Source organism: Mycobacterium sp. Soil_C_30 (assembly GCF_057656995.1).
In genome coordinates, this window is the sequence record NZ_JBDGJH010000028.1 from 18,696 (window position 1) to 40,143 (window position 21,448).

Annotated in this window: 19 protein-coding genes; 14 read left to right on the top strand and 5 right to left on the bottom strand. The window is 66.1% G+C overall.

What is annotated here, in order from left to right; translation table 11 throughout:
* Nucleotides 1-8 precede the first annotated feature (8 nt).
* The gene (locus tag AC3A6P_RS32455; protein WP_487696500.1) at nucleotides 9-1,499 is read left to right on the top strand and encodes a bifunctional phosphatase PAP2/diacylglycerol kinase family protein; all 1,491 of its coding nucleotides are present in this window, start codon (nucleotides 9-11) and stop codon (nucleotides 1,497-1,499) included.
* On the opposite strand, the gene AC3A6P_RS32460 is transcribed toward AC3A6P_RS32455, so the two are convergent.
* Entirely contained in the window at nucleotides 1,453-2,061 is a 609-nt protein-coding gene (locus AC3A6P_RS32460) for a phosphatase PAP2 family protein (RefSeq protein ID WP_487696575.1), read from the bottom strand. The two genes, AC3A6P_RS32455 and AC3A6P_RS32460, sit on opposite strands and share 47 nt — an antisense overlap.
* Before the next feature lie 134 nt (nucleotides 2,062-2,195).
* Between AC3A6P_RS32460 and AC3A6P_RS32465 the strand changes: the two genes are divergently transcribed.
* Both AC3A6P_RS32465 and AC3A6P_RS32470 read left to right on the top strand, forming a co-directional pair.
* Nucleotides 2,196-3,716, top strand: coding sequence for a hypothetical protein (locus tag AC3A6P_RS32465; RefSeq protein WP_487696501.1), 1,521 nt, complete (start codon nucleotides 2,196-2,198; stop codon nucleotides 3,714-3,716).
* Between the two features lie 88 nt (nucleotides 3,717-3,804).
* On the top strand, nucleotides 3,805-5,433 hold the full coding sequence (locus tag AC3A6P_RS32470) for a purine-cytosine permease family protein (RefSeq protein WP_487696502.1): 1,629 nt from the start codon (nucleotides 3,805-3,807) through the stop codon (nucleotides 5,431-5,433).
* 18 nt (nucleotides 5,434-5,451) lie between these two features.
* On the opposite strand, the gene AC3A6P_RS32475 is transcribed toward AC3A6P_RS32470, so the two are convergent.
* Nucleotides 5,452-7,101, bottom strand: coding sequence for a DUF222 domain-containing protein (locus AC3A6P_RS32475; protein WP_487696503.1), 1,650 nt, complete (start codon nucleotides 7,099-7,101; stop codon nucleotides 5,452-5,454).
* A gap of 91 nt (nucleotides 7,102-7,192) precedes the next feature.
* Between AC3A6P_RS32475 and AC3A6P_RS32480 the strand changes: the two genes are divergently transcribed.
* The 10 genes from AC3A6P_RS32480 (at nucleotide 7,193) to AC3A6P_RS32525 (ending at nucleotide 18,159) form a co-directional block, all read left to right on the top strand.
* Nucleotides 7,193-8,560, top strand: coding sequence for a sulfatase family protein (locus AC3A6P_RS32480; RefSeq protein ID WP_487696504.1), 1,368 nt, complete (start codon nucleotides 7,193-7,195; stop codon nucleotides 8,558-8,560).
* 65 nt (nucleotides 8,561-8,625) lie between these two features.
* On the top strand, nucleotides 8,626-9,429 hold the full coding sequence (stf0, locus tag AC3A6P_RS32485) for a trehalose 2-sulfotransferase (RefSeq protein ID WP_487696505.1): 804 nt from the start codon (nucleotides 8,626-8,628) through the stop codon (nucleotides 9,427-9,429).
* Nucleotides 9,426-10,343: a sulfate adenylyltransferase subunit CysD gene (gene cysD, locus AC3A6P_RS32490; RefSeq protein ID WP_487696506.1), complete on the top strand. Its 918-nt coding sequence runs from the start codon at nucleotides 9,426-9,428 to the stop codon at nucleotides 10,341-10,343. Before stf0 ends, cysD begins: the two co-directional genes overlap by 4 nt.
* Complete coding sequence (cysC, locus tag AC3A6P_RS32495; protein WP_487696507.1) at nucleotides 10,343-12,202, top strand: adenylyl-sulfate kinase; 1,860 nt, start codon at nucleotides 10,343-10,345, stop codon at nucleotides 12,200-12,202. The genes cysD and cysC overlap by 1 nt, the downstream gene beginning before the upstream one ends.
* Before the next feature lie 61 nt (nucleotides 12,203-12,263).
* A complete protein-coding gene (locus tag AC3A6P_RS32500; protein ID WP_487696508.1) occupies nucleotides 12,264-13,532 on the top strand; it encodes an allantoate amidohydrolase in 1,269 nt (422 codons plus the stop codon).
* A complete protein-coding gene (locus tag AC3A6P_RS32505; protein ID WP_487696509.1) occupies nucleotides 13,529-14,281 on the top strand; it encodes an amino acid ABC transporter ATP-binding protein in 753 nt (250 codons plus the stop codon). Before AC3A6P_RS32500 ends, AC3A6P_RS32505 begins: the two co-directional genes overlap by 4 nt.
* A 3-nt stretch (nucleotides 14,282-14,284) precedes the next feature.
* Nucleotides 14,285-14,935 carry an amino acid ABC transporter permease gene (locus tag AC3A6P_RS32510; RefSeq protein WP_487696510.1) on the top strand — a complete coding sequence of 217 codons (651 nt, stop codon included), beginning with the start codon at nucleotides 14,285-14,287 and terminating at the stop codon, nucleotides 14,933-14,935.
* Complete coding sequence (locus AC3A6P_RS32515) at nucleotides 14,932-15,615, top strand: amino acid ABC transporter permease (RefSeq protein ID WP_487696511.1); 684 nt, start codon at nucleotides 14,932-14,934, stop codon at nucleotides 15,613-15,615. Before AC3A6P_RS32510 ends, AC3A6P_RS32515 begins: the two co-directional genes overlap by 4 nt.
* Entirely contained in the window at nucleotides 15,608-16,918 is a 1,311-nt protein-coding gene (locus AC3A6P_RS32520; protein WP_487696512.1) for an NtaA/DmoA family FMN-dependent monooxygenase, read from the top strand. Before AC3A6P_RS32515 ends, AC3A6P_RS32520 begins: the two co-directional genes overlap by 8 nt.
* Nucleotides 16,919-16,998: 80 nt before the next feature.
* Complete coding sequence (locus AC3A6P_RS32525; RefSeq protein WP_487696513.1) at nucleotides 16,999-18,159, top strand: PucR family transcriptional regulator; 1,161 nt, start codon at nucleotides 16,999-17,001, stop codon at nucleotides 18,157-18,159.
* Here the strand turns inward: AC3A6P_RS32525 and AC3A6P_RS32530 are convergent.
* The 3 genes from AC3A6P_RS32530 to AC3A6P_RS32540 all read right to left on the bottom strand — a co-directional run bounded on the left by AC3A6P_RS32530 (nucleotide 18,059) and on the right by AC3A6P_RS32540 (nucleotide 20,540).
* Nucleotides 18,059-18,832, bottom strand: coding sequence for a maleate cis-trans isomerase family protein (locus AC3A6P_RS32530; RefSeq protein WP_487696514.1), 774 nt, complete (start codon nucleotides 18,830-18,832; stop codon nucleotides 18,059-18,061). The two genes, AC3A6P_RS32525 and AC3A6P_RS32530, sit on opposite strands and share 101 nt — an antisense overlap.
* Nucleotides 18,829-19,668: a substrate-binding periplasmic protein gene (locus tag AC3A6P_RS32535; RefSeq protein ID WP_487696515.1), complete on the bottom strand. Its 840-nt coding sequence runs from the start codon at nucleotides 19,666-19,668 to the stop codon at nucleotides 18,829-18,831. Before AC3A6P_RS32535 ends, AC3A6P_RS32530 begins: the two co-directional genes overlap by 4 nt.
* A gap of 107 nt (nucleotides 19,669-19,775) precedes the next feature.
* Nucleotides 19,776-20,540, bottom strand: coding sequence for a trans-aconitate 2-methyltransferase (locus AC3A6P_RS32540; protein WP_487696516.1), 765 nt, complete (start codon nucleotides 20,538-20,540; stop codon nucleotides 19,776-19,778).
* Between the two features lie 20 nt (nucleotides 20,541-20,560).
* On the opposite strand from AC3A6P_RS32540, the gene AC3A6P_RS32545 reads away from it, so the two are divergent.
* On the top strand, nucleotides 20,561-21,439 hold the full coding sequence (locus tag AC3A6P_RS32545; protein ID WP_487696517.1) for an amidohydrolase family protein: 879 nt from the start codon (nucleotides 20,561-20,563) through the stop codon (nucleotides 21,437-21,439).
* Nucleotides 21,440-21,448 lie beyond the last annotated feature (9 nt).

Below are 21,448 nucleotides of genomic sequence, written 5' to 3' on the forward strand. Positions count from 1 at the left end.
TGGGGTGAATGAACCGCTGGCCGTGGCAACGCGCTCGAGGAATCCACCAGATCACGCAAGGCCTGGGCACCCTGGACCGCGAGGTGTTCGAGGCCATCGCGGAGTCCCCGACCCCGCTGCTGGACACGCTGATGCCGCCGCTGACGCGCGCCGCCGACCACTCCAAACTGTGGTTCGCCATCGCCGCGGCGCTGGCCGCATCGGGTAAGCCGAGGGCCACCCGTGGCGCTGCCCGTGGCGTCGTCACCCTGGGCGTCACCAGCCTGTTCACCAACCAATTGGCCAAGCGGGTCTGGAAGCGGCCGCGTCCGCTACGCACCTCGGTGCCGCTGCCACGCCAGATCCGGCGTTTCCCCACGTCGAGTTCGCTGCCGTCGGGCCACTCCGCCAGCGCCGCCGCATTCGCGGTGGCGGTCGGCCTGGAGAGTCCGCCATTGGGTTTCGGCTTGGCGCTGCTGGCAGGCATGGTCGGGCTGTCCCGCGTCGCCACCGGCGCGCACTACCCCGGTGACGTGGTCGCGGGCTTCGGCATCGGCGCCGGCATCGCCGTCTTGGGCGGCAAGCTCGTCCCTCCCGTCGTCGAGACGCAGCTACCGAGAACCGAACCGCTCTACGTTCCGACGATCAACCGTCCCGAGGGTGCCGGGGTGGTGCTCGTGGTCAACCCTGCCTCCGGGAGCGGAAACGGTGCCCGGGTGATCGACGAGGTGCGCGACGCCCTGCCCAAAGCCGAGATCGTCGAGCTGACCCCCGACGACGATCCGGAAGAGGTGCTCCGCGAGGCGGCCAAGCGCGCCGAAGTGCTGGGCATCGGTGGCGGCGACGGCACCGTCTCCACCGCCGCGTCGATCTCCGTCGAAGCCGATCTACCGCTGGCGGTCTTCCCCGCGGGCACGTTCAACCATTTCGCCAAGGACATCGGCTGTGACACGGTGGCACGCACGGTCGAAGCGATCCGCCACGGCCAAGTCCGCTGCGTCGACCTGGTGTGCATCAACGAAAACCGCATGGTGATCAACACCGCGAGCATCGGCGCCTATCCCCGCTTTGTGCAGACCCGCGAGAAGTACGAACACCGCGTCGGCAAACCCCTGGCCGGCATCTACGCCATGCTGCACACGCTCCGCACCGATTCTCCGGTCACGATTCGCTACGACAACAAGGTCGTGCAGACGTCACTGTTCTTCGTGGGCAACTCGGTGTACCTGCCAACCGGCTTCGCCCCGGCACGGCGCACCCGGATGGATGACGGCTTGATCGACGTCCGGCTGCTCGAGACCGGGAAGCGCCTGGCGCGGACCAGGATCCTGGTCGCGCTGGCGCTGGGGCGGCTACCGCGCAGCCCGCTGTATCACGAACTGCAGGTGCCCGAGTTCCGGTTCGAGTCGCTCGACGGTCCGATTCCGGTGTCGCGCGACGGCGAGGTCGGTGAGGAGTTCGACGAGGTCAGCTTCAGCGCCCGTTATCGGGAGCTGAAGGTGTTTCACCCCCCGATGTAGTCAGCGGCAGTGGCCGCAGCATTCGCAGGCACGCCAGGTACCACAGAAAACCGAGCGCCCATCCCGCCAGGACATCGGACGGGTGGTGGACATTGAGGACCACCCGACCGACTCCGATGAGGATCACCACCACTGCCCCGACGACGATCAGCGGCGTGCGCCATTTTGCCGCGAGGAACGGCAGCAGGATCGTCAGCAGTCCCAGTACTGCTGCCATGACACCGACGGCATGTCCGGACGGGAACGACGTTCCGTAGGCGTACACCATCGCGGTGTCGGGTCGCGCACGGTCGGCCAGCAGTTTGGCCGCCTCGGTCACCAGTCCGCTCAGTTCCACGCTGAGGACCAGGAACAGTGCGGGACGCAGGTAGCGACGTCTCAGCAGCCAGATGATGACGACGACACCGGCGATCCGGAAAGCCGTCGGCCCCAGAACGGTACAGAACACGTGCCACGAGGTCACCCAGGCGGGGCGCTCCGCCCCGATTGGATACACGGCATCGAGAGCCCACGAATCCATCGCTGCCAGCCAGGACCAGTCCTGCACGGATCCGATCCACATCGCCGCGTAGAGCACGATCGCGGCGATGGCCGCCGCACCAGTTAGTCGACCCACCCTCACACACGTATCACAAGCTCGTGGTGCCGAATTTGCCCAGAGCCTCTACGATCCCCTTGGCCTACGAAGGGACGAGCATGCCGTCAGCAAAGTACATCGGTTATCTCGGCGGTGCGGCAGTCGCCGCCGGGGTCGGCGCGGCCATCGCCGTCGCCGGTCAGGGCACGGCCCATGCTGACACCCCCGACGGCACGTCCTCGTCAGCGAGCTCATCGTCTTCATCAGAGTCGGACTCGTCGAAACCGGAAGCGAATGCTCCCGATACAACGGAGAAGGCCGAAACCAAGGACGACGATGTCGACGCGGGCCCAGAGCGCGCGACGACGAATCACCGGCCGAAGTTCGATCCGGCCGAGGCCGTCAGGGGTTTGACCAAGCAGTTCGGGCTGGCGAAGCCATCCAAGACTGTTGAAGACGAGGACGACACCGAGAAAGACACCGAGGAAGACGAGCCCACCGCTGACGAGGAGGAGGACGACGTCGCCGCCGCGCCTCTCCCGGTGTTCCAGCCGGTCAGTGACCTGGCGACGAAGGCCTCCGAAGCGGTTGCCGCGCTGCCCAAGCCGTCCAACACTGACTCAGACACCAAGACAGCCCAAGCCGCCGCCGGTCCGGTGCCGTGGAGCATCAACCCGTTCCGCCCGATGCCGCCGGAGCCCGCTCCCAACGACATGCCGGGTGCGCTGTGGGACATCGAGCAGACGGTCATCAATGCGTTTGCGCCCGTGCCGTTTCTGCAGCCCGTCGTCCGCGAGGGTTTCGAAGCCGCATTCCGTGGCAGCCAGTTCATCCCCTTCGTCAACGCCGTGATTCCCGCGGTCAACATCATCGGGCAGCTGCCGAACCTCGCCAGTGGCGATCCCGTGGAGTTCCGCACCGCCACTCAGAGCATCATCAACAACCTGATCGTGACCCTGCATCCGGTTTCGGTGCTCTATTACGGTTACGACGAAGTCGCCGACTTCATCAACCTGGAGTACGAGGCGCAGCAGCTGAAGGACGTGTTCTACGCGACGGCCTGGGACATCCTCGACCCGTTTGCGTTGCTGCACAACCGCGGCCAGTCGGGGCTGCCACTGTCGCCGTCGTCGCCGGGCTCGAGTGTCGAAGTGCCCAGCGCTCCCTCGGTGCAGTTGGTCGCCGCGGTGGCCGACGCGCCTTCGACTGACCCCTTCCGCGCCGACGACCCGGATCCAATCGGTATGCCCGCCCCGCTGATCCAGGTGCGGGACTTGACGATGCTGTTCCTCCCGTCACCGCTGAAAGAGGTCTACCGCGAGGGCTTCGAGTTGGTGTATCGGGCCAGCCAGATCGTGCCGGTGGTCAACATGGTTGTGCCGGTGACCGCGGTCCTGCCCGCCGTCGTCCAGGCGCTCAGCGGTGACAAGGCCGGTGCGCAGATCGCCATCAATCAACTGCTGCTGACCACCGGTCCGGTATCGGTGCTGTACTACGTCTACGACCAGATCGCCGACCTTCTCAACACCGAAGAGGCCAGCTTCGCGGCCAAAGAGCAGCTCTACATCACCCTCTGGGATGCCGTTGACCCCAACTTCTTCCTGCACAATCAGGGTGAGTCTGGGCTGCTGTCCGCCTGAGACTTATTGACGCACTTGTTGATCCATAGCTTTGCGAAGGGAACATCGGCGTCACAGCCCTGAAACAAGGCGACCTTAGTGTCCTCGCATGACGCAGGAAGTCGCCGTCGATCAGCTGACAGCCACCAAAGAGACGCTGGAGGACTACACCCTCCGGTTCGCTCCCCGCAGCTACCGCAAATGGTCGACGCGCGTGGTGGGCATCTCGGCGTTGGGCGGCATCGCCTACCTCGCCGACTTTGCGATCGGCGCGAACATCGGGATCTCGTACGGCACCACAAATGCGTTGTGGGGCATCGGGATTTTTGCGGTCGTCATCTTCGCGACCGGTTTCCCGCTGGCGTACTACGCGGCGCGGTACAACATCGACCTGGACTTGATCACCCGCGGCAGCGGCTTCGGTTACTACGGGTCGGTGGTCACCAACGTCATCTTCGCGACGTTCACCTTCATCTTCTTCGCCCTCGAGGGGTCGATCATGGCCCAGGGGCTGGAGCTCGGACTCGGCATCCCGCTCCCCATCGGCTATGCGGTGTCGACCATCATCATCTTCCCGCTGGTGATCTATGGGATGAAAGTCCTTTCGACGTTGCAGGTTTGGACGACACCCCTGTGGCTGGTGCTGATGGTCGCGCCGTTCGCCTACCTGGTGATCAGCCATCCCGAGTCGGTGAGCGAGTTCTTCGCCTACCAGGGCGAGGAGGGTTACAGTGGCTTCGATCTGGGTGCCACCCTGCTCGCGGCGGGAGTGTGCCTGTCGCTGATCGCACAGATCGCCGAGCAGATCGACTATCTGCGGTTCATGCCGCCGCGGACGCCCGAGAACGCCCGCAGTTGGTGGACGTGGATGATCCTGGCCGGCCCGGGCTGGGTGATCTTCGGGGCGATCAAGCAGGTTGTCGGGTTGTTCCTGGCGGTGTACCTCATTGCGAATGTGGCCGACGGCGCCGGCATCGCCAACCAACCTGTGCACCAGTTCCTGGAGATCTACGAGAACTTCCTGCCGGGCTGGCTGGCGATGACGCTGGCAGTGGTGCTGGTGGTGATCAGCCAGATCAAGATCAACGTCACCAACGCCTACTCCGGCTCGCTGGCGTGGACCAATTCCTTCACCCGCGTCACCAAGCACTACCCCGGGCGGCTGGTGTTCCTCGGCGTGAACCTTCTGATTGCGCTGATTCTGATGGAAGCCAACATGTTCGACTTCCTCAACACCATCCTCGGGTTCTACGCCAACTGCGGTATGGCGTGGGTTGTTGTGGTGGCGTCGGACATCGTCTTCAACAAGTACCTGCTCAAGATTTCGCCCAAGCAACCAGAATTCCGGCGCGGCATGCTGTACGCCGTCAATCCGGTGGGCTTCGGGTCGATGCTCATTGCGGCCGGGGTGTCGATTCTGGCGTTCTTCGGCGGTCTCGGCGAGGCCATCCGTCCGTACTCCCCTTTGGTGGCGATCGGATTGGGCCTGGTGCTACCGCCCATCTTCGCCCTCGCCACCAAAGGCAAGTACTACTTGCGCCGCACCGACGACGGCATCGACGTGCCGATGTACGACGAGCACGGCAACCCCGGCGCCGACCATCTCACCTGCCATGTCTGCCACCACGATTACGAGCGCCCCGACATGATGAAGTGCGAAACACACGCCGCCTTCGTGTGCTCGCTGTGCCTGAGCACCGACAAGGTCGCCGATCACGTTCTGCCGGCGCAGATATGAGGACGGGCCCCCACCCACTCAGAAGGGTGGTTGGTCGTCGTCGGATTTCTCCGGTAAGGGAGGTGGGCGCCAGTCGGCGCTGATGGTGTCGTCTTCGTCAGGATCGTTGACCCAGGTGCACCAGGGACTGGTCGACGGTGCGCCTTTGAACCAGAAGAGTTTGAACCGAACGTCGTTGCGCCACTGACGGTCAGCGATCTCTTTGGCACGGGCCTGATTGACCCGCCGGGTCTCGGCATTCGCCGCGCGTTTGGCCGCCGCCCCGGCCCGCGCCGCCGCCGTACGTCTGGCTTTGTCCCGGCGGGGATCCCGCGGCCGGGGCCACGGCTTCGGCGCACCCGCCGCAGCGATGTCCTCGAACAACTCCGCCCCATCCGGAGTCGACCGATAACTGCGCCCCGTCGGCGACGTCCACTCAATCGTCCCGTCCGCCAATTGCGTGGTGGTCCAACCACAGTCACCGGTCAGGAACGTCTTCATGCGGTGATGCAGCCGGCATTTCGGATCGAGGTTCGCGCTCATCGTCCACCCACCCCGCAACGGATGGTCGTGATCGAAGGCGATGCTGTGATCCAGATCCGCGGTCCAGGCGGGCCGATTGCAGAACGGAAAGGAACACGTCAAGGACCGGCAGCGTACCCACCGATTCGTGGCAGCCGAGGGACGGTGCCGCAGCAGCACCGAGGTGCCGTCACCGGTCACGGTCGGGGTGGGGAGGTTGGTGTCGGGGTCGGCGACCTCGCGCAGCACCGTGGCGGGCTGAGCGGCCAGCTCACGGACCTGGTCGGCGTCGATGACCCCGTAGCCCTGCAGGAAGCCGGGCTCGTCACCGTCGCCGGTCACGGTGGCCGCCGGGGCGATCACATTGATCACGAACCGCGCCCCCGCCGCCGCAGCAGCGGCAGCGTGGGGTTTCGGGGCCGCGCAGTCGTCGCGCCCACACGCACACGCCAACACGAAGCTGCCCGCACCGATCGCGTCGAGGGCATCAACACGACGCTGCACCGGAGTGCGCGGGTCCGCCGCGCACACCAGGGCGGCCATGTGATCGAGGCGGGCCTCGACGCGGGCCACCACCGGCGCCGAGGCATAGACCCGGATTTCCCCCATCCCGTTGGGCAGGGATTTCACACTGACCCGGCGGTCGGTGTCGGCGCTCACCCGGCGTTCCTTGGCGCCGTCGGGGTCGACGTGCAGGATGGCGCGGTCGATGGCGCCCAGCAGCCGGGTGCGTGACCAGCACTGCCAGGTGGCGATCTTCGCGGCGAGGTTGCGATCCAGATCCTTGATCGCCGCAGCGGTGACGTTGGCGGTGCGATTCAAGATGACTGTCGTCGATTCCCAGTCCAGCCGCCCCGAGGCCAGCAGGCCATAGGTCTGCGGCATCCGTTCGTCGAGGGCTTCGGCGTACCCGACGAGCCGGGTGGCCACCGCGGGCGGGACTCCCAACACCGGACCCACCTCAGCGGCGGTGCGCACGCAGCCGGTGACCAATGCATACCCCGGGTCGCCGTCGGGGTCGTCGAGTGCCTGCTGCAGGGCTTCGGCGGTGCGCTGCGCCAACAACGGGGCGATCGCGGCCATCCGATGCGCCCACACCGCCGACTCATCGAGGCGGGAGCACTCCACCTCATTGAGTAACGCAGACGCATCGAATGTCTCGAACATGTGTTCGATTATGCCATCGGGGGCCGACAAATCTAGCCGCCGAGCGTGATCTGTGGATGAATGCGAATCCGTGCACAGGCAAGCTGGAGTAGTGACCTCCGACGAAAACGTCCTCATCGTCCATTGGCACGACCTGGGCCGCTACCTAGGCGTCTATGGCCATGCCGACGTCGTCAGTCCCCGGTTGGACCAGCTGGCCGACGAGAGCATCGTGTTCACCCGCGCGCACGCCACCGCCCCACTGTGCTCACCGTCGCGCGGCTCGATCTTCACCGGCCGCTATCCGCAGACCAACGGGCTGGTCGGACTTGCCCATCACGGCTGGGAGTACCGGTCAGGCGTGCGCACACTGCCACAACTGCTCGGCGATGCGGGCTGGCACACCGCCCTCTTCGGCATGCAACACGAAACCAGCTTTCCGTCGCGACTGGGCTTCGACGAGTTCGACGTCTCCAACTCCTATTGCGAGTACGTGGTGGAGCGGACCGCCGAGTGGCTGCGCAACCCGCCCCCACAGAAGTTCCTGCTCACCGCCGGCTTCTTCGAGACGCATCGGCCGTATCCCCACGAGCGCTACCAACCCGCCGAGCCCACCGGCGTCGAGCTGCCCGATTACCTGCCGGACACCCCGGAGATCCGTCAGGACCTGGCCGATTTCTACGGATCGATCACCGTGGCCGACGCCGCCGTAGGCGAGCTGCTCGAAGTCCTGGACGACACCGGCCTGGCCGACTCCACGTGGGTGGTGTTCCTCACCGACCACGGACCAGCGCTGCCGCGGGCGAAGTCGACGCTGTATGACGCAGGGACGGGCATCGCGACGATCATCCGGCCACCGCGCAGCCGGCGGCAGGCCGGCCGCGTCTACGACGACCTGTTCAGCGGCGTGGACCTGGTGCCCACGTTGTTGGAATTGCTCGGCGTGCCCGTTCCGGACGATATCGACGGTTTGTCACACGCCGAGAAAATTGCGAATGCGGCCGAGGACGACACCGAAGTCCGCCCCGCAGTTTTCACCACCAAGACTTATCACGATTCGTTCGATCCAATTCGCGCCATCCGCACAAAGCAATACAGCTATATCGAGAATTACGCGCAGCGGCCGCTACTCGATCTACCGTGGGATATCGAGGAAAGTGCGCCGGGACAGTTGGTCGGCCCGCAGGCGTCTGCGCCCCGCCCCGAACGCGAACTGTATGACCTCATCGCCGACCCGACGGAAACGCGGAATCTGCTGATGGGTGAGGTCAGCGACAAGAACGAGGCGATCGCCCGTGAGTTGTCGATGCAGCTGAACGACTGGCGGGTCAAAACCAACGACGTCATTCCCTCGGAGTTTGCCGGCACCCGGATCGCCGAGCGCTACACCCAGACCTACGCGCACATCAAAGGCCTACGATTGCCCAGCAGATCGGCCATCGCGTCCGAGCGCGGCATCGACACCGAGACAAAACAATAGTTTTGTTCACGCTGACGGAAATTGGCTATATGCACTCGAATTGAATTGCGGTTAGGCTCTCGCGCATGGCATCCAGCCCGACCGCCTATTTGGTACTCGCGTCCCAACGCAGTGGTAGCACACTGCTCGTCGAGTCCCTGCGCGCCACGGGCGTCGCGGGCGAACCGCAGGAGTTCTTCCAGTACCTGCCGGAGACCAGCGCCGCCCCGCAGCCCCGTGAATGGTTCGCTGACGTCGATGACGAGTCGATCCTGCGCCTGCTGGACCCCCTGATCGAAGGCAAGCCCGACATCGCGCCCGCAGAGATCTGGCGGGATTACATCCGCACCGTCGGCCGGACGCCGAACGGCGTCTGGGGCGGCAAGCTGATGTGGAATCAGACGCCGCTGCTACTCCAGCGCGCCAAAGACCTGCCTGACCGCTCCGGTGATGGCCTCCTGGCCGCCATCCGCGACGTCATCGGCAGCGACCCGGTGCTCATTCATGTACACCGCCCCGACAAGGTGTCCCAGGCGGTGTCGTTCTGGCGGGCGGTGCAGACACGCGTGTGGCGGGGCCGTCCAGATCCCGTTCGCGACGCCCGTGCCGAGTACCACGCGGGGGCCATCGCCTACGTGGTCAGCATGCTCAAGGCTCAGGATCAGGGTTGGCAGGACTGGTTCGCCGAAGAGAACATCCAGCCCATCGATGTTCCCTATCCGGTGTTGTGGCGCAACCTCACTCAGACCGTGGGCACCGTGCTCGAAGCACTGGGCCTGGATCCGGAACTCGCCCCTGCACCGGTCCTGGAGCGCCAAGCCGACCACCGGTCCGACGAATGGGTGGAGCGCTACCGCGCCGACGCCGAGCGAGAGGGTCTTCCCCTATGACCAGCACGATAGACACCACCCACGTCGACGAGCTGCGCCTGTTGGAAGCCGAAGCCGTCCACATCATCCGCGAAGTTGTCGCCGAGCTGCAGCGTCCGGTGCTGCTGTTCTCCGCCGGCAAAGACTCGATAGTGCTACTTCGGTTGGCGGAGAAGGCCTTTCGCCCCGCTCCCCTGCCGTTCCCGGTGTTGCACGTCGACACCGGTCACAACTTCCCCGAGGTCATCGACTTCCGCGATCGCCGCGTGGCCGAGCACGGCCACAAGCTGATCGTCGGCTCGGTGCAGGAAACCATCGACAGCGGCCGAGTCGCCGACCCCGGCCCCGGAGCGTCGCGCAACCGTCAGCAGACCCGCACCCTGTTGGATGCCTTGGAAGCCGGAGGATTCGACGCGGCCTTCGGCGGTGCACGCCGGGACGAGGAACGGGCGCGGGCGAAGGAACGCATCCTGAGCTTCCGCGACGAGTTCGGTCAGTGGGATCCGCGTGCCCAGCGGCCCGAACCGTGGTCGCTGTACAACGGCCGGATCAAGAAGGGCGAGCAGGTCCGGGTGTTCCCGCTGTCGAACTGGACCGAGCTGGACATCTGGCGCTACATCGAACTCGAGAACCTCGAGTTGCCGTCCATCTACTTCGCCCATGAGCGCGAGGTGGTGGCCCGCGACGGCATCCTGCTCGCGGTATCGGAATACGTTCAGCCGCAAGGTGACGAACAGTCCGCGGTGGAGTGGGTGCGATACCGCACTGTCGGCGACCTCACGATCACCGGCGCCGTCCGCTCCCGCGCCACCGACATCACCGGTGTCATCAGTGAGATCTCCGCTGCCACAGTGTCCGAACGCGGCGAGACCCGCGCCGACGACCGCACCTCGGTGGCTGCCATGGAAGACCGTAAACGTGAGGGCTACTTCTGATGACCAGACAACTTCTGCGCATCGCCACGGCCGGCTCGGTCGACGACGGCAAGAGCACCTTGATCGGGCGTCTGATGCACGACACCGACAGTCTGCCGCTGGATCACCTCGAAGCGGTCACCGACGAAGAGGGGATCGCTGACCTGGCGGCGTTGTCGGACGGCCTGCGCGCCGAACGCGAACAGGGCATCACCATCGATGTCGCCTACCGCTTCTTCTCCACCGAGAACCGCAGCTACATCCTGGCCGACACCCCCGGACACGAGCGCTACACCCGCAACATGTTCACCGGTGCCTCCAACGCCCATGTGGCGATCCTGCTGGTGGACGCCCGCGCCGGCGTCTTGCGGCAGACCCGGAGGCACGCGCGCATCGCAAAACTGTTGGGCATCAAACACTTCGTCGCCACGGTCAACAAGATCGACCTGGTGGACTTCGACCAGACCCGGTTCACCGAGGTCGAAAAGGAACTCAAGCAGCTCGCCGACCGCCTGGGTGGCGCGGACCTGGCCGTCATCCCGATCGCGGCCAAGCACGGCGACAACGTGGTGCACCGCTCCGACCGCACCCCGTGGTATGACGGGCCGTCGCTGCTGGAATACCTGGAGACCATCGATCTTGTTGCGCCGCAACCGGAAGCCTCGAAGCTCCGGTTGCCCGTGCAGTGGGTGTCCCGACCCACCTCCGAGCAGCGACGGCGCTACACCGGCCGGCTCTCGGCGGGCACGCTGAGCGTGGGCGACCCGGTGGTGGCCCTACCGTCGGGCACAAAATCCACCGTGACAGCCCTGGACACGCTCGACGACGACCGCAACGTCGGCGTGGCACCGCTGTCGGTATCACTCGAGTTGGCCGACGACATCGACGTCGGGCGTGGCGACGTGCTGGTCAGCGGCGCCGAGGACGCCGTGTTGCCCGTCCTTGCCCGCGAGCTGTACTCGACCGTCTGCTGGTTCACCGACACCCCACTGCGGGCCGGCGACCGGTTGGCGCTCAAGCAGGGTGCGCGGACCGTGCGCGCCACCGTGCAGGAACTGCACACGCGCCTGGACCCGGAAACCCTCGATGATCTCGACGGTCCAGTGGAATTGGGGCTCAACGACATCGGTGCCGTGACGTTGCGCACCAGCTCGATCGTGGTCGCCGACCCCTACGCCGACAACCGCGACAGCGGCGCGTTCATCCTGATCGACGAGACGTCCAACGACACCGTGGGTGCAGGCACCATCACCGAGGCCCGTGAGATCAAGCCAGGTGCCCAGACGCGCAACGACATCCGCTGGCACCCGTCCAGCCTGGACCGCGACTACCGCTGGCAGAAGACGGGACAGCGCGGCGCCACCATCTGGTTCACCGGCCTGCCCGCCTCGGGCAAGTCCACGGTGGCGGTGGCGGTGGAGCGGGCGCTGGTGGAAGCCGGTGACGTGGCCTATCTGCTCGATGGCGACAACCTCCGGCACGGTCTGTCCGATGACCTGGGATTCTCGGCCGGCGACCGCGCCGAGAACATCCGCCGTGTCGGGCACCTCACGCGGCTGCTGGCCGACGCGGGGGTGGTGGCGCTGGCATCGCTGGTATCACCACTGAAGTCCGATCGCGAGATCGCCCGAACTCTGAACGAGGCCGCCAAACTGCCGTTCATCGAGGTCTACATCTCGACCTCGGTGGCCGAGTGCGAAAAGCGGGACCCCAAAGGGCTTTACGCGCGGGCGCGGGCGGGCGAGCTCAAGGGGCTCACCGGGGTCGATGCGCCGTACGAGCCACCGGAGAACCCTGACCTGGTACTCGACACCACGGGTGCCGATATCGACGCCCTGGTGGCACAGGTGCTCGAGGCGTTGCACAAAGCGCGGGACTGACGGCGGGAATTTGAACACCTATCCATAGTCTGAGGCCGGCGCGAGTCCGTACCTTCGCCAGGTGGCCGAGTTCCGTACCTCCCTGGACCAGACCGTGCGCATCGATGCGGACCGACTGTGGGATCGCTTGGCCGCGGTCTCCCAATTCGGCGCCACAGCGGCGAACGGCCTGGACCGACTTGCCTTGAGCGACGCGGACCGGGACGCCAGGGATTGGTTGCTCGCACAGGCCAAAACAGCCGGTTACCACAGCGGCGTGGACGCGATCGGCAACATCTTCATCACCCGTCCGGGCACCAACCCGCAACTGGCACCCGTGCTGATGGGTTCGCATCTGGACAGCCAGCCGAAAGGCGGCCGCTTCGACGGAACATACGGAGTACTCGCAGGAATGGAAGTTCTCGCCGCCCTTGATGATGCGGGCGTTCAGACACTGCGTCCGGTGGTCGTGGCCAATTGGACCAACGAGGAAGGTTCCAGATTCAGCCCGAGCATGCTGGGATCAGCCGTATATGCCGGCAACTACCCTCTCGCCGACGCGCTGCAGCGTCCGGACCATCAGGGGGTGGCCCTGGGCGACGCCCTGCACGCCGTCGGTTACGACGGTGACAACGCCGCGGGGCCGGCGCGCCCCTATCGGTCCTTCGAACTGCACATCGAGCAAGGACCCGTCCTCGAGCAGGCCGGCATCGATATCGGCGTGGTCACCGGTGTCTACGGAATCCGTTGGTACGACGTGTTTCTCGAAGGCGCATCGGGCCACAGCGGCACAACCCCGATGGACCACCGCAAGGATGCCCTGGTGGCGGCCGCGGAGTTGATCGCCGCCGTCCGCGCGGCAGCCGTCCGGGAGGTGCCCGAGGTGCGAGCCACCGCCGGTCGCATCGACATCGCGCCGAACTCCCGCAACGTCATTCCCGGCAGTGCGGGGATACAGCTCGACATCCGGCACGACGACACCGACGTTCTGGACCGTATCGAAGCCGAACTGCATTCTCAGGTGGAACGCATCAGCCGCGCGCACGGCCTGACATGGCGGATCGAGCGTCCCCTGCAGGTGGCTCCCACCCGGTTCGATCCCGCCACTGTGGACGCGGTCCGCGCAGCGGCACAAGCATCCGGGCTCAGTTGGACCGATATGGTCTCCGGCGCCGGACACGACTCGGTGCATGTGTCGTCGGTGGCCCCGACGGCGATGATCTTCGTGCCGTGTAAGGACGGGATCAGCCACAACGAAGCCGAGGACATCACCAAACGGTGGGCCGCCGACGGCGCAACGGTGTTGTTGGCCACGGTGCTGGCCGCCGCGCAGGAAGGCGAAGCCACATGAGTGCTCCTGCCCTGGAAGTCCGCGGGCTGTCCAAGAGTTTCGGCGCGCACACGGTGTTCGACGACGTGAGCTTCGATACCGCCGTGGGTGATGTCACCGCGATCATCGGCCCCAGCGGCTCGGGAAAATCGACTCTGCTGCGGTGCCTCAACCGACTGGACACCCCGGATGCAGGCAGTGTCGCCATCGGCGGCAAGTACTACCCCGCTGACACCGCGCTGACCCGCTCGCAACGCGCCGAACTCAATCGAGCGGTGGGCATGGTGTTCCAGAGCTTCAACCTCTTCCCGCATCTGACCGCTCTGCAGAATGTGACGCTCGCCCAGCGTCGCGTCCTGGGTCGCTCGGCGGAGAGCGCACAGGAGTATGCGCTGCGGCTGCTGGACAGCGTCGGTCTGGCCGCCAAGGCCACGTCGCGTCCGTCGACTCTTTCCGGTGGCCAGCAGCAACGAGTGGCGATCGCCCGGGCCCTGGCCCTGGATCCGGATGTGCTGCTGTTCGACGAGCCGACCTCGGCGCTGGACCCCGAACTCGCGCAGGAAGTCCTCGCGGTGATGCGCGATCTCGCCGACCAAGGCCGCACGATGGTGGTGGTGACGCACGAGATGCGCTTCGCGCGTGGTGTCGCAGACCAGGTGGGGGTGATGGCCGACGGATCGTTGATCGAAAAGGGCAGCGCAGAACAGATTTTCGAAGATCCCCGTCACGAACGCACCCGGCGTTTTCTCCACGCGGTGCTGGGTCGTTGACCGGTGGACACCTTCGCCGAGACCATGTCGATCATCGCCAAGGGCGTCCCATTGACGGTCGGTATCACCGGCGCGGCCCTGGTGCTCGGAGGCGTGCTGGCGGTCCCGTTGGCCGCCGGACTGGAGAGCCGCAGGTGGTGGTGGCGCCGTCCCACCAGGTTCGCCGTCGACGTGATCCGTGCCGTCCCCATCCTGGTGTGGTTGTTCATCGTGTACTTCGGCGTGCAGATCAACGGCGCCGCCGTCGATGAACTCACCGCCTCCGTGGTGACCCTTGCCGGTGTCACCGCCGCCTACCTGGCCGAGGTCTACCGCGCCGCGGTGGCCGCCGTACCGCAGGGGCAGTGGGACGCCGCACGTGCGGTGGGTATGCACCGCACGGCCGCGGTGTGGTGGATCATTGCCCCGCAGGCTGTTTCGATCGCCATACCCTCATGCACCACGTTCGCGCTCACCCTGCTGAAGGACTCGTCGATTCCGAGCGTGATCGGCGTGACCGAGGTGACCTTCCGCACCGTCGCGCAGGTTCGCGAACACGGCGACGGCCTGGCCCCCTTCCTGGCGGCGCTGATCATCTACATCGGGTTGAGTGTGCCGGTGGCGATCGTTTCCCGCGGGGTCGACCACACGTTGCGCAAGCGGGTCGGCCGATGACCGAAACACTCTGGGAGAACCTGCCTGATCTGCTTGCCGGGCTCGTCGTCACCCTGCAGCTCACGGTGGTCAGCATCGGAGCCGGGATACCGGCCGGGCTGCTGCTGGCACTGCTCGCCGTATCCCGGAGGCGCTGGATCTCCTGGCCCATCATCACCGCTGTCGAGATCCTGCGCGGGGCACCGGTGATCGTGCTGCTGCAACTCGTCTATTACGGATTACCCGCCCAGGGCGTCACGATCGCGGCCATGCCGTCGGTGTGGATCGCGATCGGGCTCAGCACGGCGGCCTACAGCAGCGAGATCATCCGCGCGGGACTGCAATCGGTGGATCCCGGCAAGGTCGAGGCAGCGCACGCACTGGCCCTCGGCCGGCGTGACACCCTGCGACACATCGTGCTGCCGCAGGCGATGCGGGTGTCGGTACCGCCGCTGCTGGGACTGTCCATCCAGATGTTCCAGGCGACATCGCTGGCGTACGCGGTGTCGGTCCCCGAACTGATCAGCCGGGCCTACACCCACGGCTCGATGACGTTCCTCTACCTGGAGTACCTCAGTATGGCCGGCGTCCTCTACGCCGTCATCGCGCTGCCGGCGATCCGGATGGTGGCCCGGCTGGAGAGGCGGATGGGCCTGTCCCCCCTGAAATCGTTCGACAAGAAAGGCCCGGTCAATGCCTGACCCGAAACAATTCCACCTCGGGTGGTTTCTCAACTTCACCATCGACGGCTGGGCCGAACAGTGGTCGGACGGCGCCAAGGATTTCTCCGGCGCGGTATTCGTCGACGTGGCAAGGCAATTGGATCGCGCCGGGTTCGATTTCGTGCTGCTCGAAGACAAGTTGATGGTGCCGGACACCTACGGCGGTACGTTCGAAGCCGAACTACGGCACGCGGTACACGCCCCGAAACTCGACCCTGCACCGCTGGTGCCGCTGCTGGCGCAGGCCACCGAGCACCTCGGATTCATCGTGACCTTGTCGACGTCGTTCTACCCGCCGTACCTGCTGGCCCGGCTGATGTCGACCCTCGATCACCTCACCGGCGGACGGGCCGGCTGGAACATCGTCACCTCCGGTGAGGACCGGGCTGCCCAGAATTTCGGCCTCGACGCCATACCCGATCATGACCTGCGCTACGAAAAGGCCGACGAGTACGTCGATCTGGTACGTCGCCTGTGGGGATCGTGGGAACCCGATGCCGTCGTCCGCGACGAGACCACCCGCACCTACGTCGACCACACCAAGGTTCATGACATCAACTTCGAGGGCCGGTTCTACCGCAGCCGCGGACCGCTGAACACCGTTCCGTCACCCCAGCACTACCCGGTTCTCGCCCAGGCCGGTGGGTCACCGGCAGGTCGCGCGCTGGCGGCCAAGTACGCCGACACCATCGTCTCGCCGGCGTCGACGCCGGAAGCCATGCGCGCCTACCGCGAGGACATCAGGGCGCGGGCCGCGCAGAGCGGGCGCGATCCCGACGAGATCAAGGTGCTCTACCTGATCACCCCGATCCTCGGTGACACCGACGAGCATGCCCGCGAACGCGCCCAACGCCGCGTCGACGACCCCACCTTCATCGAACGCAGCCTGGTGGCGATCTCCGATGTCACCGATATCGATTTCGCCCAGTTCGATCTCGACAAACCGCTGCCGGAGGATCTCGAATCCCACGGCGAGCAGGGCACCTACCGGGCCATGGTCGAGGGCAGCCGCAATTCGACACTGCGCGAGGTGATCATCAGTGAGAACGGCCGCCGCAAGGGCGATATCGTCGGCTCACCGGTGACGGTCGCCGACCGGCTGCAGGCGATCCACGAGTTCGTCGGCGGCGACGGTTTCCTGATCCAGTCACCGAGTCTGCGGATCAACCGCAAGCACGTGATCGAGGTCACCGACGGCTTGGTGCCGGAACTGCAACGCCGCGGCCTGGTTCGGAAACAGTACGAGCACCGGCTCTTACGGGACAATCTGCGTCAGTTCTGACCAACAGCACACCGGTGCCATTGAATTCCCGCTGCTTCTAACCCGTGGCTTTCAGCCCGCCGTGAGCAGACTGGGTATCCATGACGTCTGCGACACTGAGCCGCGCTGTTTCTGATCTCTCCGCGGTGTGCCGGCGGCCCGTCGCCCTCAACGACCGGAACATGGTTCCGGTGGCCTCCACTCCCCACGAGGGCCCGATCGACGCCAGCCGGATGGAGCTGTTGTACGGCAGGCCAGCGCCGGTCCCGGTGCGGGATCGGTTGTTCGCCGAGGAGCTTGCCTCCGACCGCGGACCCAGGCACATCGCGGCGTTTCACGGACTGGATCTGGGCCGCGCATACGTGCCGGTGCACGCACCCGGCGGCGATGTCATCGGGCACGTGTGGATCATCGACCCCGACCGCACCATTTCCGCCGACGGTCTGGAAGACCTCAGCCGCACCGCCACGGAGCTGCTCACCCGCCCGCTCAGCGCCATCGCCCCGTCGAACACCACCGATGAGGTGGCAGCCGTCGCCGCGCACTCCGAAGCCCACCGCGCTGTGGTGGTGGCGCGTTCCACTCCCCCCGTGTTCGACCCCACCGGCCAGGCCAACGTCAGCCTGCACGGCGTGTTGACCGGTGCCGATCTGCCTCACCGATTCGGTATCGATGCCGCGGCCGCACCGGCAGCCGATATCGACGGCGATGTCCTGGGTGTCGTCGTCCTCGGCGGGTCCCCCGCGGCGTTGACCCGCGATCGCACCGAGGAAGCCATGCGCGTGCTCCGGCAGCAATGGGAGCAGCAGTCGCAGTCCGCGCCGGGCAGCGTCCTGCGTATGGCGGTTTCGCCGAGTCGAGTCTCCACACAGTCCCTGGGTGTGGCCGCCTCCGCGCTCAAAGACCTGCTGCGGCACGGGAACAACGAACCCGGTCTGGTGTTCGCCGAGGATCACGACTCATTCGATTTTCTCGAGGAGCTGCGGGGCGCGTTCGGCGACACGACACCGTTGCAGCCCCTGAGCTCGGTCGAACCCCTGTTGAAGACATCACGCACTCGCGAGGTGGCCCGCACGGTCAAGGCCTACCTGGACAGCAATGACGACGCACAGCACACCGCGCAGAAGCTGTTCATCCACCGCGGCACGCTGTACTACCGGATCAACCAGGCGCAGCGGCTGACCGGGCTGTCGATGACGGGTGCTGGCCGGCTCCGGATGCACCTGGGTCTGGTGCTCGCCGAGCTGTCGGGCCGGATCTGACGTCGTCGAGGCTCACCAGAATCTGCTCCAGCAACGCGCTGTTGCTGCTGACCACCGGCACCCCGGCGGCCTCCTCGATCATCGAGAGGTGCTGCAGCGTACGAAGATTGGTGCAACTGAGCAGCGCCGCATCGGCCCCGTCCGAGCGTGTACCGATGAGGTCGACCAGCGTGTTGGCGTCCAGGCGTGCGGTGTCCTCGTCGTCGACGATCGACAGGGCGGCGCTGTCCACCACCGTGAATCCTTGCGAGCCGAGGTAGGCGACCTCGGCATCCACGATCTCGGGCAGATACGGTGCCCCGAGCCGGATGCGCTGGGCACCCCGGCGGTTCAGTGCGGCCACCACGGAGCGCGCCGCCGTGATGACCGGCGCACCGGTGATCCGCTCGAGACGGGCCACGAGGTCGGCTTCGTGCTCGGCGCCGAACACGAATGTTCCGCTGGTGCAGGCGAAGACGACGAGGTCCGGCTGCAGCCGCGCCAGCATGTGCGCCTGCGCGAGCGCGTCGGCTTCCATCTTGCGGAGATCGTCGACGGTGACCGAGTCCAGCACCATACGTGCGACGTGCACGCTGGCGCGGCCGGCCAGACGCGGCGGGAGTTCCAGCTCCACCGCGGTATCCGTCGCGGGCAGGAGGACGCCCACCCGCAACGGAGTTGCGGCCTCGGTCATGCGAACCGGGGATCGCCGGTGTCCGCGGCTGCCGGATCCAGACCGGCCTCTTCGAGGAACTTTGCGATGGAGCCGTCCTCGTGCAGTTGCTTGATCTCGGCGTTGAGTCCGTCTCTGAGTTCCGGCTTGTCCTTGGCCAGCACGAACGCCGTCTGGCCCGGCGCCGTGGTGGACTCCACGCGGTCGTCCGCGGGCAGCCGGGTGACGGTGAAGCCGTCGTCTTTGTAGAGATACAGCGCGGTGCCCTGGCTGTCGACGGCCGCATCGAGGCGGCCCGCGATCAGATCCTGCTTCAGTTCCGCCGACGAGGGATACAGCACCAGCTGATCGCCGTAGATCGCTTCGAGGTCGGGGTTCCAGTTGTAACCCTGCACGGTGCCGACCCGCTTGCCGGTGAGGCTGTCGATGCTGGTGATCTCCTCGCGGGCGATGAACGCGCCCGGCTCGATGTAGAGCGGGTCGGAGAAGTCGACACTCTTGTTGCGCTCCTCGGTGCGGAATATCGACCCGATCGCCACATCGATCCGGCCTTGCTGGACGGCGGGAATGAGCGCCGCGAAATCGTAAGGCTTGGCCACCACGTCGAGCCCGTAATGCTCGGCGATGGCGTTCACGATCTCCCCGTCCGGTCCGGTGATGGTCTCACCCTCCAGACCCACGAACGGCGGGAAAGTCGGCACCCCGACGGTCAGAGCACCGGCCGCCACCGTGGGGAACGGCGCCGACCCGGAATCCGGGCTCTCCTGCTGATCACTGGAGCAGGCAGTGAGCGGCGCGATCAACACAGTGGCGGCAGCGAGGGCGGACAACAGCCGCCGGTTCTGGACGAAACTCATGGTCGATCCTTTGACGTCGATCGTGCGCCACGGTTGTGGCGCGTACACGCTCACACGCCGGCAACGGACGGCGACATAGACAGTTGTTCAAAGCACCGAAGTCCCGGCTAGTCCTTACGCGCCACCACGAAGACCCGCCGGAACGGATAGAACGTGCGGCCGTCGGGGCGGGCCGGGTAGGCCTGCGCCAGGATCGGGGCCAGCTCGTCACGGTACTGCTGCCACGCTTCCTCGGACAGCCTGCTCTTGACCGCGGTCAGCGAGGACCCGGTGATCCAGTCGAGCACCGGTGTCTCACCGGCCAGTTCATGGACGTAGGTGGTCTCCCAGGCGTCAACGGTGCACCCGGCCTCGGTCAGCAACCCCGCGTACTCACTGGGCGTCCGTACCACCGGGCTGTCCTGAAACGGCATGTCGCGCAACGCCTCCGCATACGGCGGTCGTTGCGCCACCTCCAGCAGCGCCCGGTGCGAAGGCGCTTCCCAGTTGCCCGGCACCTGGAACGCCAGCCACGATCCCGGTGTGAGCTCACGAGCCCAGCGCTTGACCAGCTCGACGTGGTCGGGAATCCAGTGCAAGGTGGCGTTGGAGACCACCACGTCGGTATCGGCCGCCGGTGACCAGGCGCTGACGTCGCCCACCGAAGCGTCGATGCCGCGTTCACGGGCCGCGGCCACCATCTCCGGGGAACTGTCGACGGCCTCGATCACCGCGCCGGGCCATCGCTGTCCCAGCGTCTGGGTGAGATTGCCCGGCCCGCAGCCGAGGTCCACCACCCGGCGCGGCTCCGAGCTGTCGATCCGCGATGTCAGGTCGTAGAAGGGGCGACCGCGGTGGTCGGCGAAGGCCAGGTACACGTCGGGGTTCCACACCCTGACATCATCTATGAACGATGCAAGACACCGACGACGTACGCCGCATCTGGGAATCGCTGGGCCTGCCCGGCATCATCGACGTGCACACCCATTTCATGCCGAAATCGGTGATGGACAAGGTGTGGCAGTACTTCGACGCCCAGGGCCCGCTGATCGGCCGGGATTGGCCCATCACCTACCGCGCCGACGAAACCCAACGGGTGCGCACGCTACGCGAATTCGGGGTGTGGGCGTTCACGTCGCTGGTGTATCCGCACAAGCCGAACATGGCGGCCTGGCTCAACCAGTGGGCCGCACAGTTCGCCGCCGCGACACCGGACTGCCTGGCCACCGCGACGTTCTACCCCGAACCGGACGCCGCCGAGTACGTCAGCGCCGCCATCGCGGGTGGCACCCGGGTGTTCAAAGCGCATATCCAGGTGGGCGACTACGAGCCCAACGATCCCCTGCTCGGCAAGGTGTGGGGCGCCATCGAGGACGCCCAGGTCCCGGTGGTGATCCACTGCGGTTCGGGCCCGGTGCCCGGCACCCACACCGGTGCGGAGCCCATCAGGCGGCTGCTGCGCAGGTTCCCGCGGTTACCGCTGATCGTCGCGCATCTGGGCATGCCGGAGTACGGCGAGTTCCTGGACTTGTGCCTGACCCACGACCAGGTGCGCCTCGACACCACCATGGCGTTCACCGCCTTCTCCGAAGAGAGCATGCCGTTCCCCGCCGAACTGCGGCCGCAACTGTGGGCCGCCAGTGAGCGGATCCTGTTCGGCAGCGACTTCCCCAACATCCCGTACAGCTACGGCGACGCCCTTCGGTCGATCACCGAACTGGACGGCGCCGACGACACGTGGATACGCAACGTGTTGTTCGACAATGCGGCGCGGTTGTTCGGTCTGGAATGACAACACCCG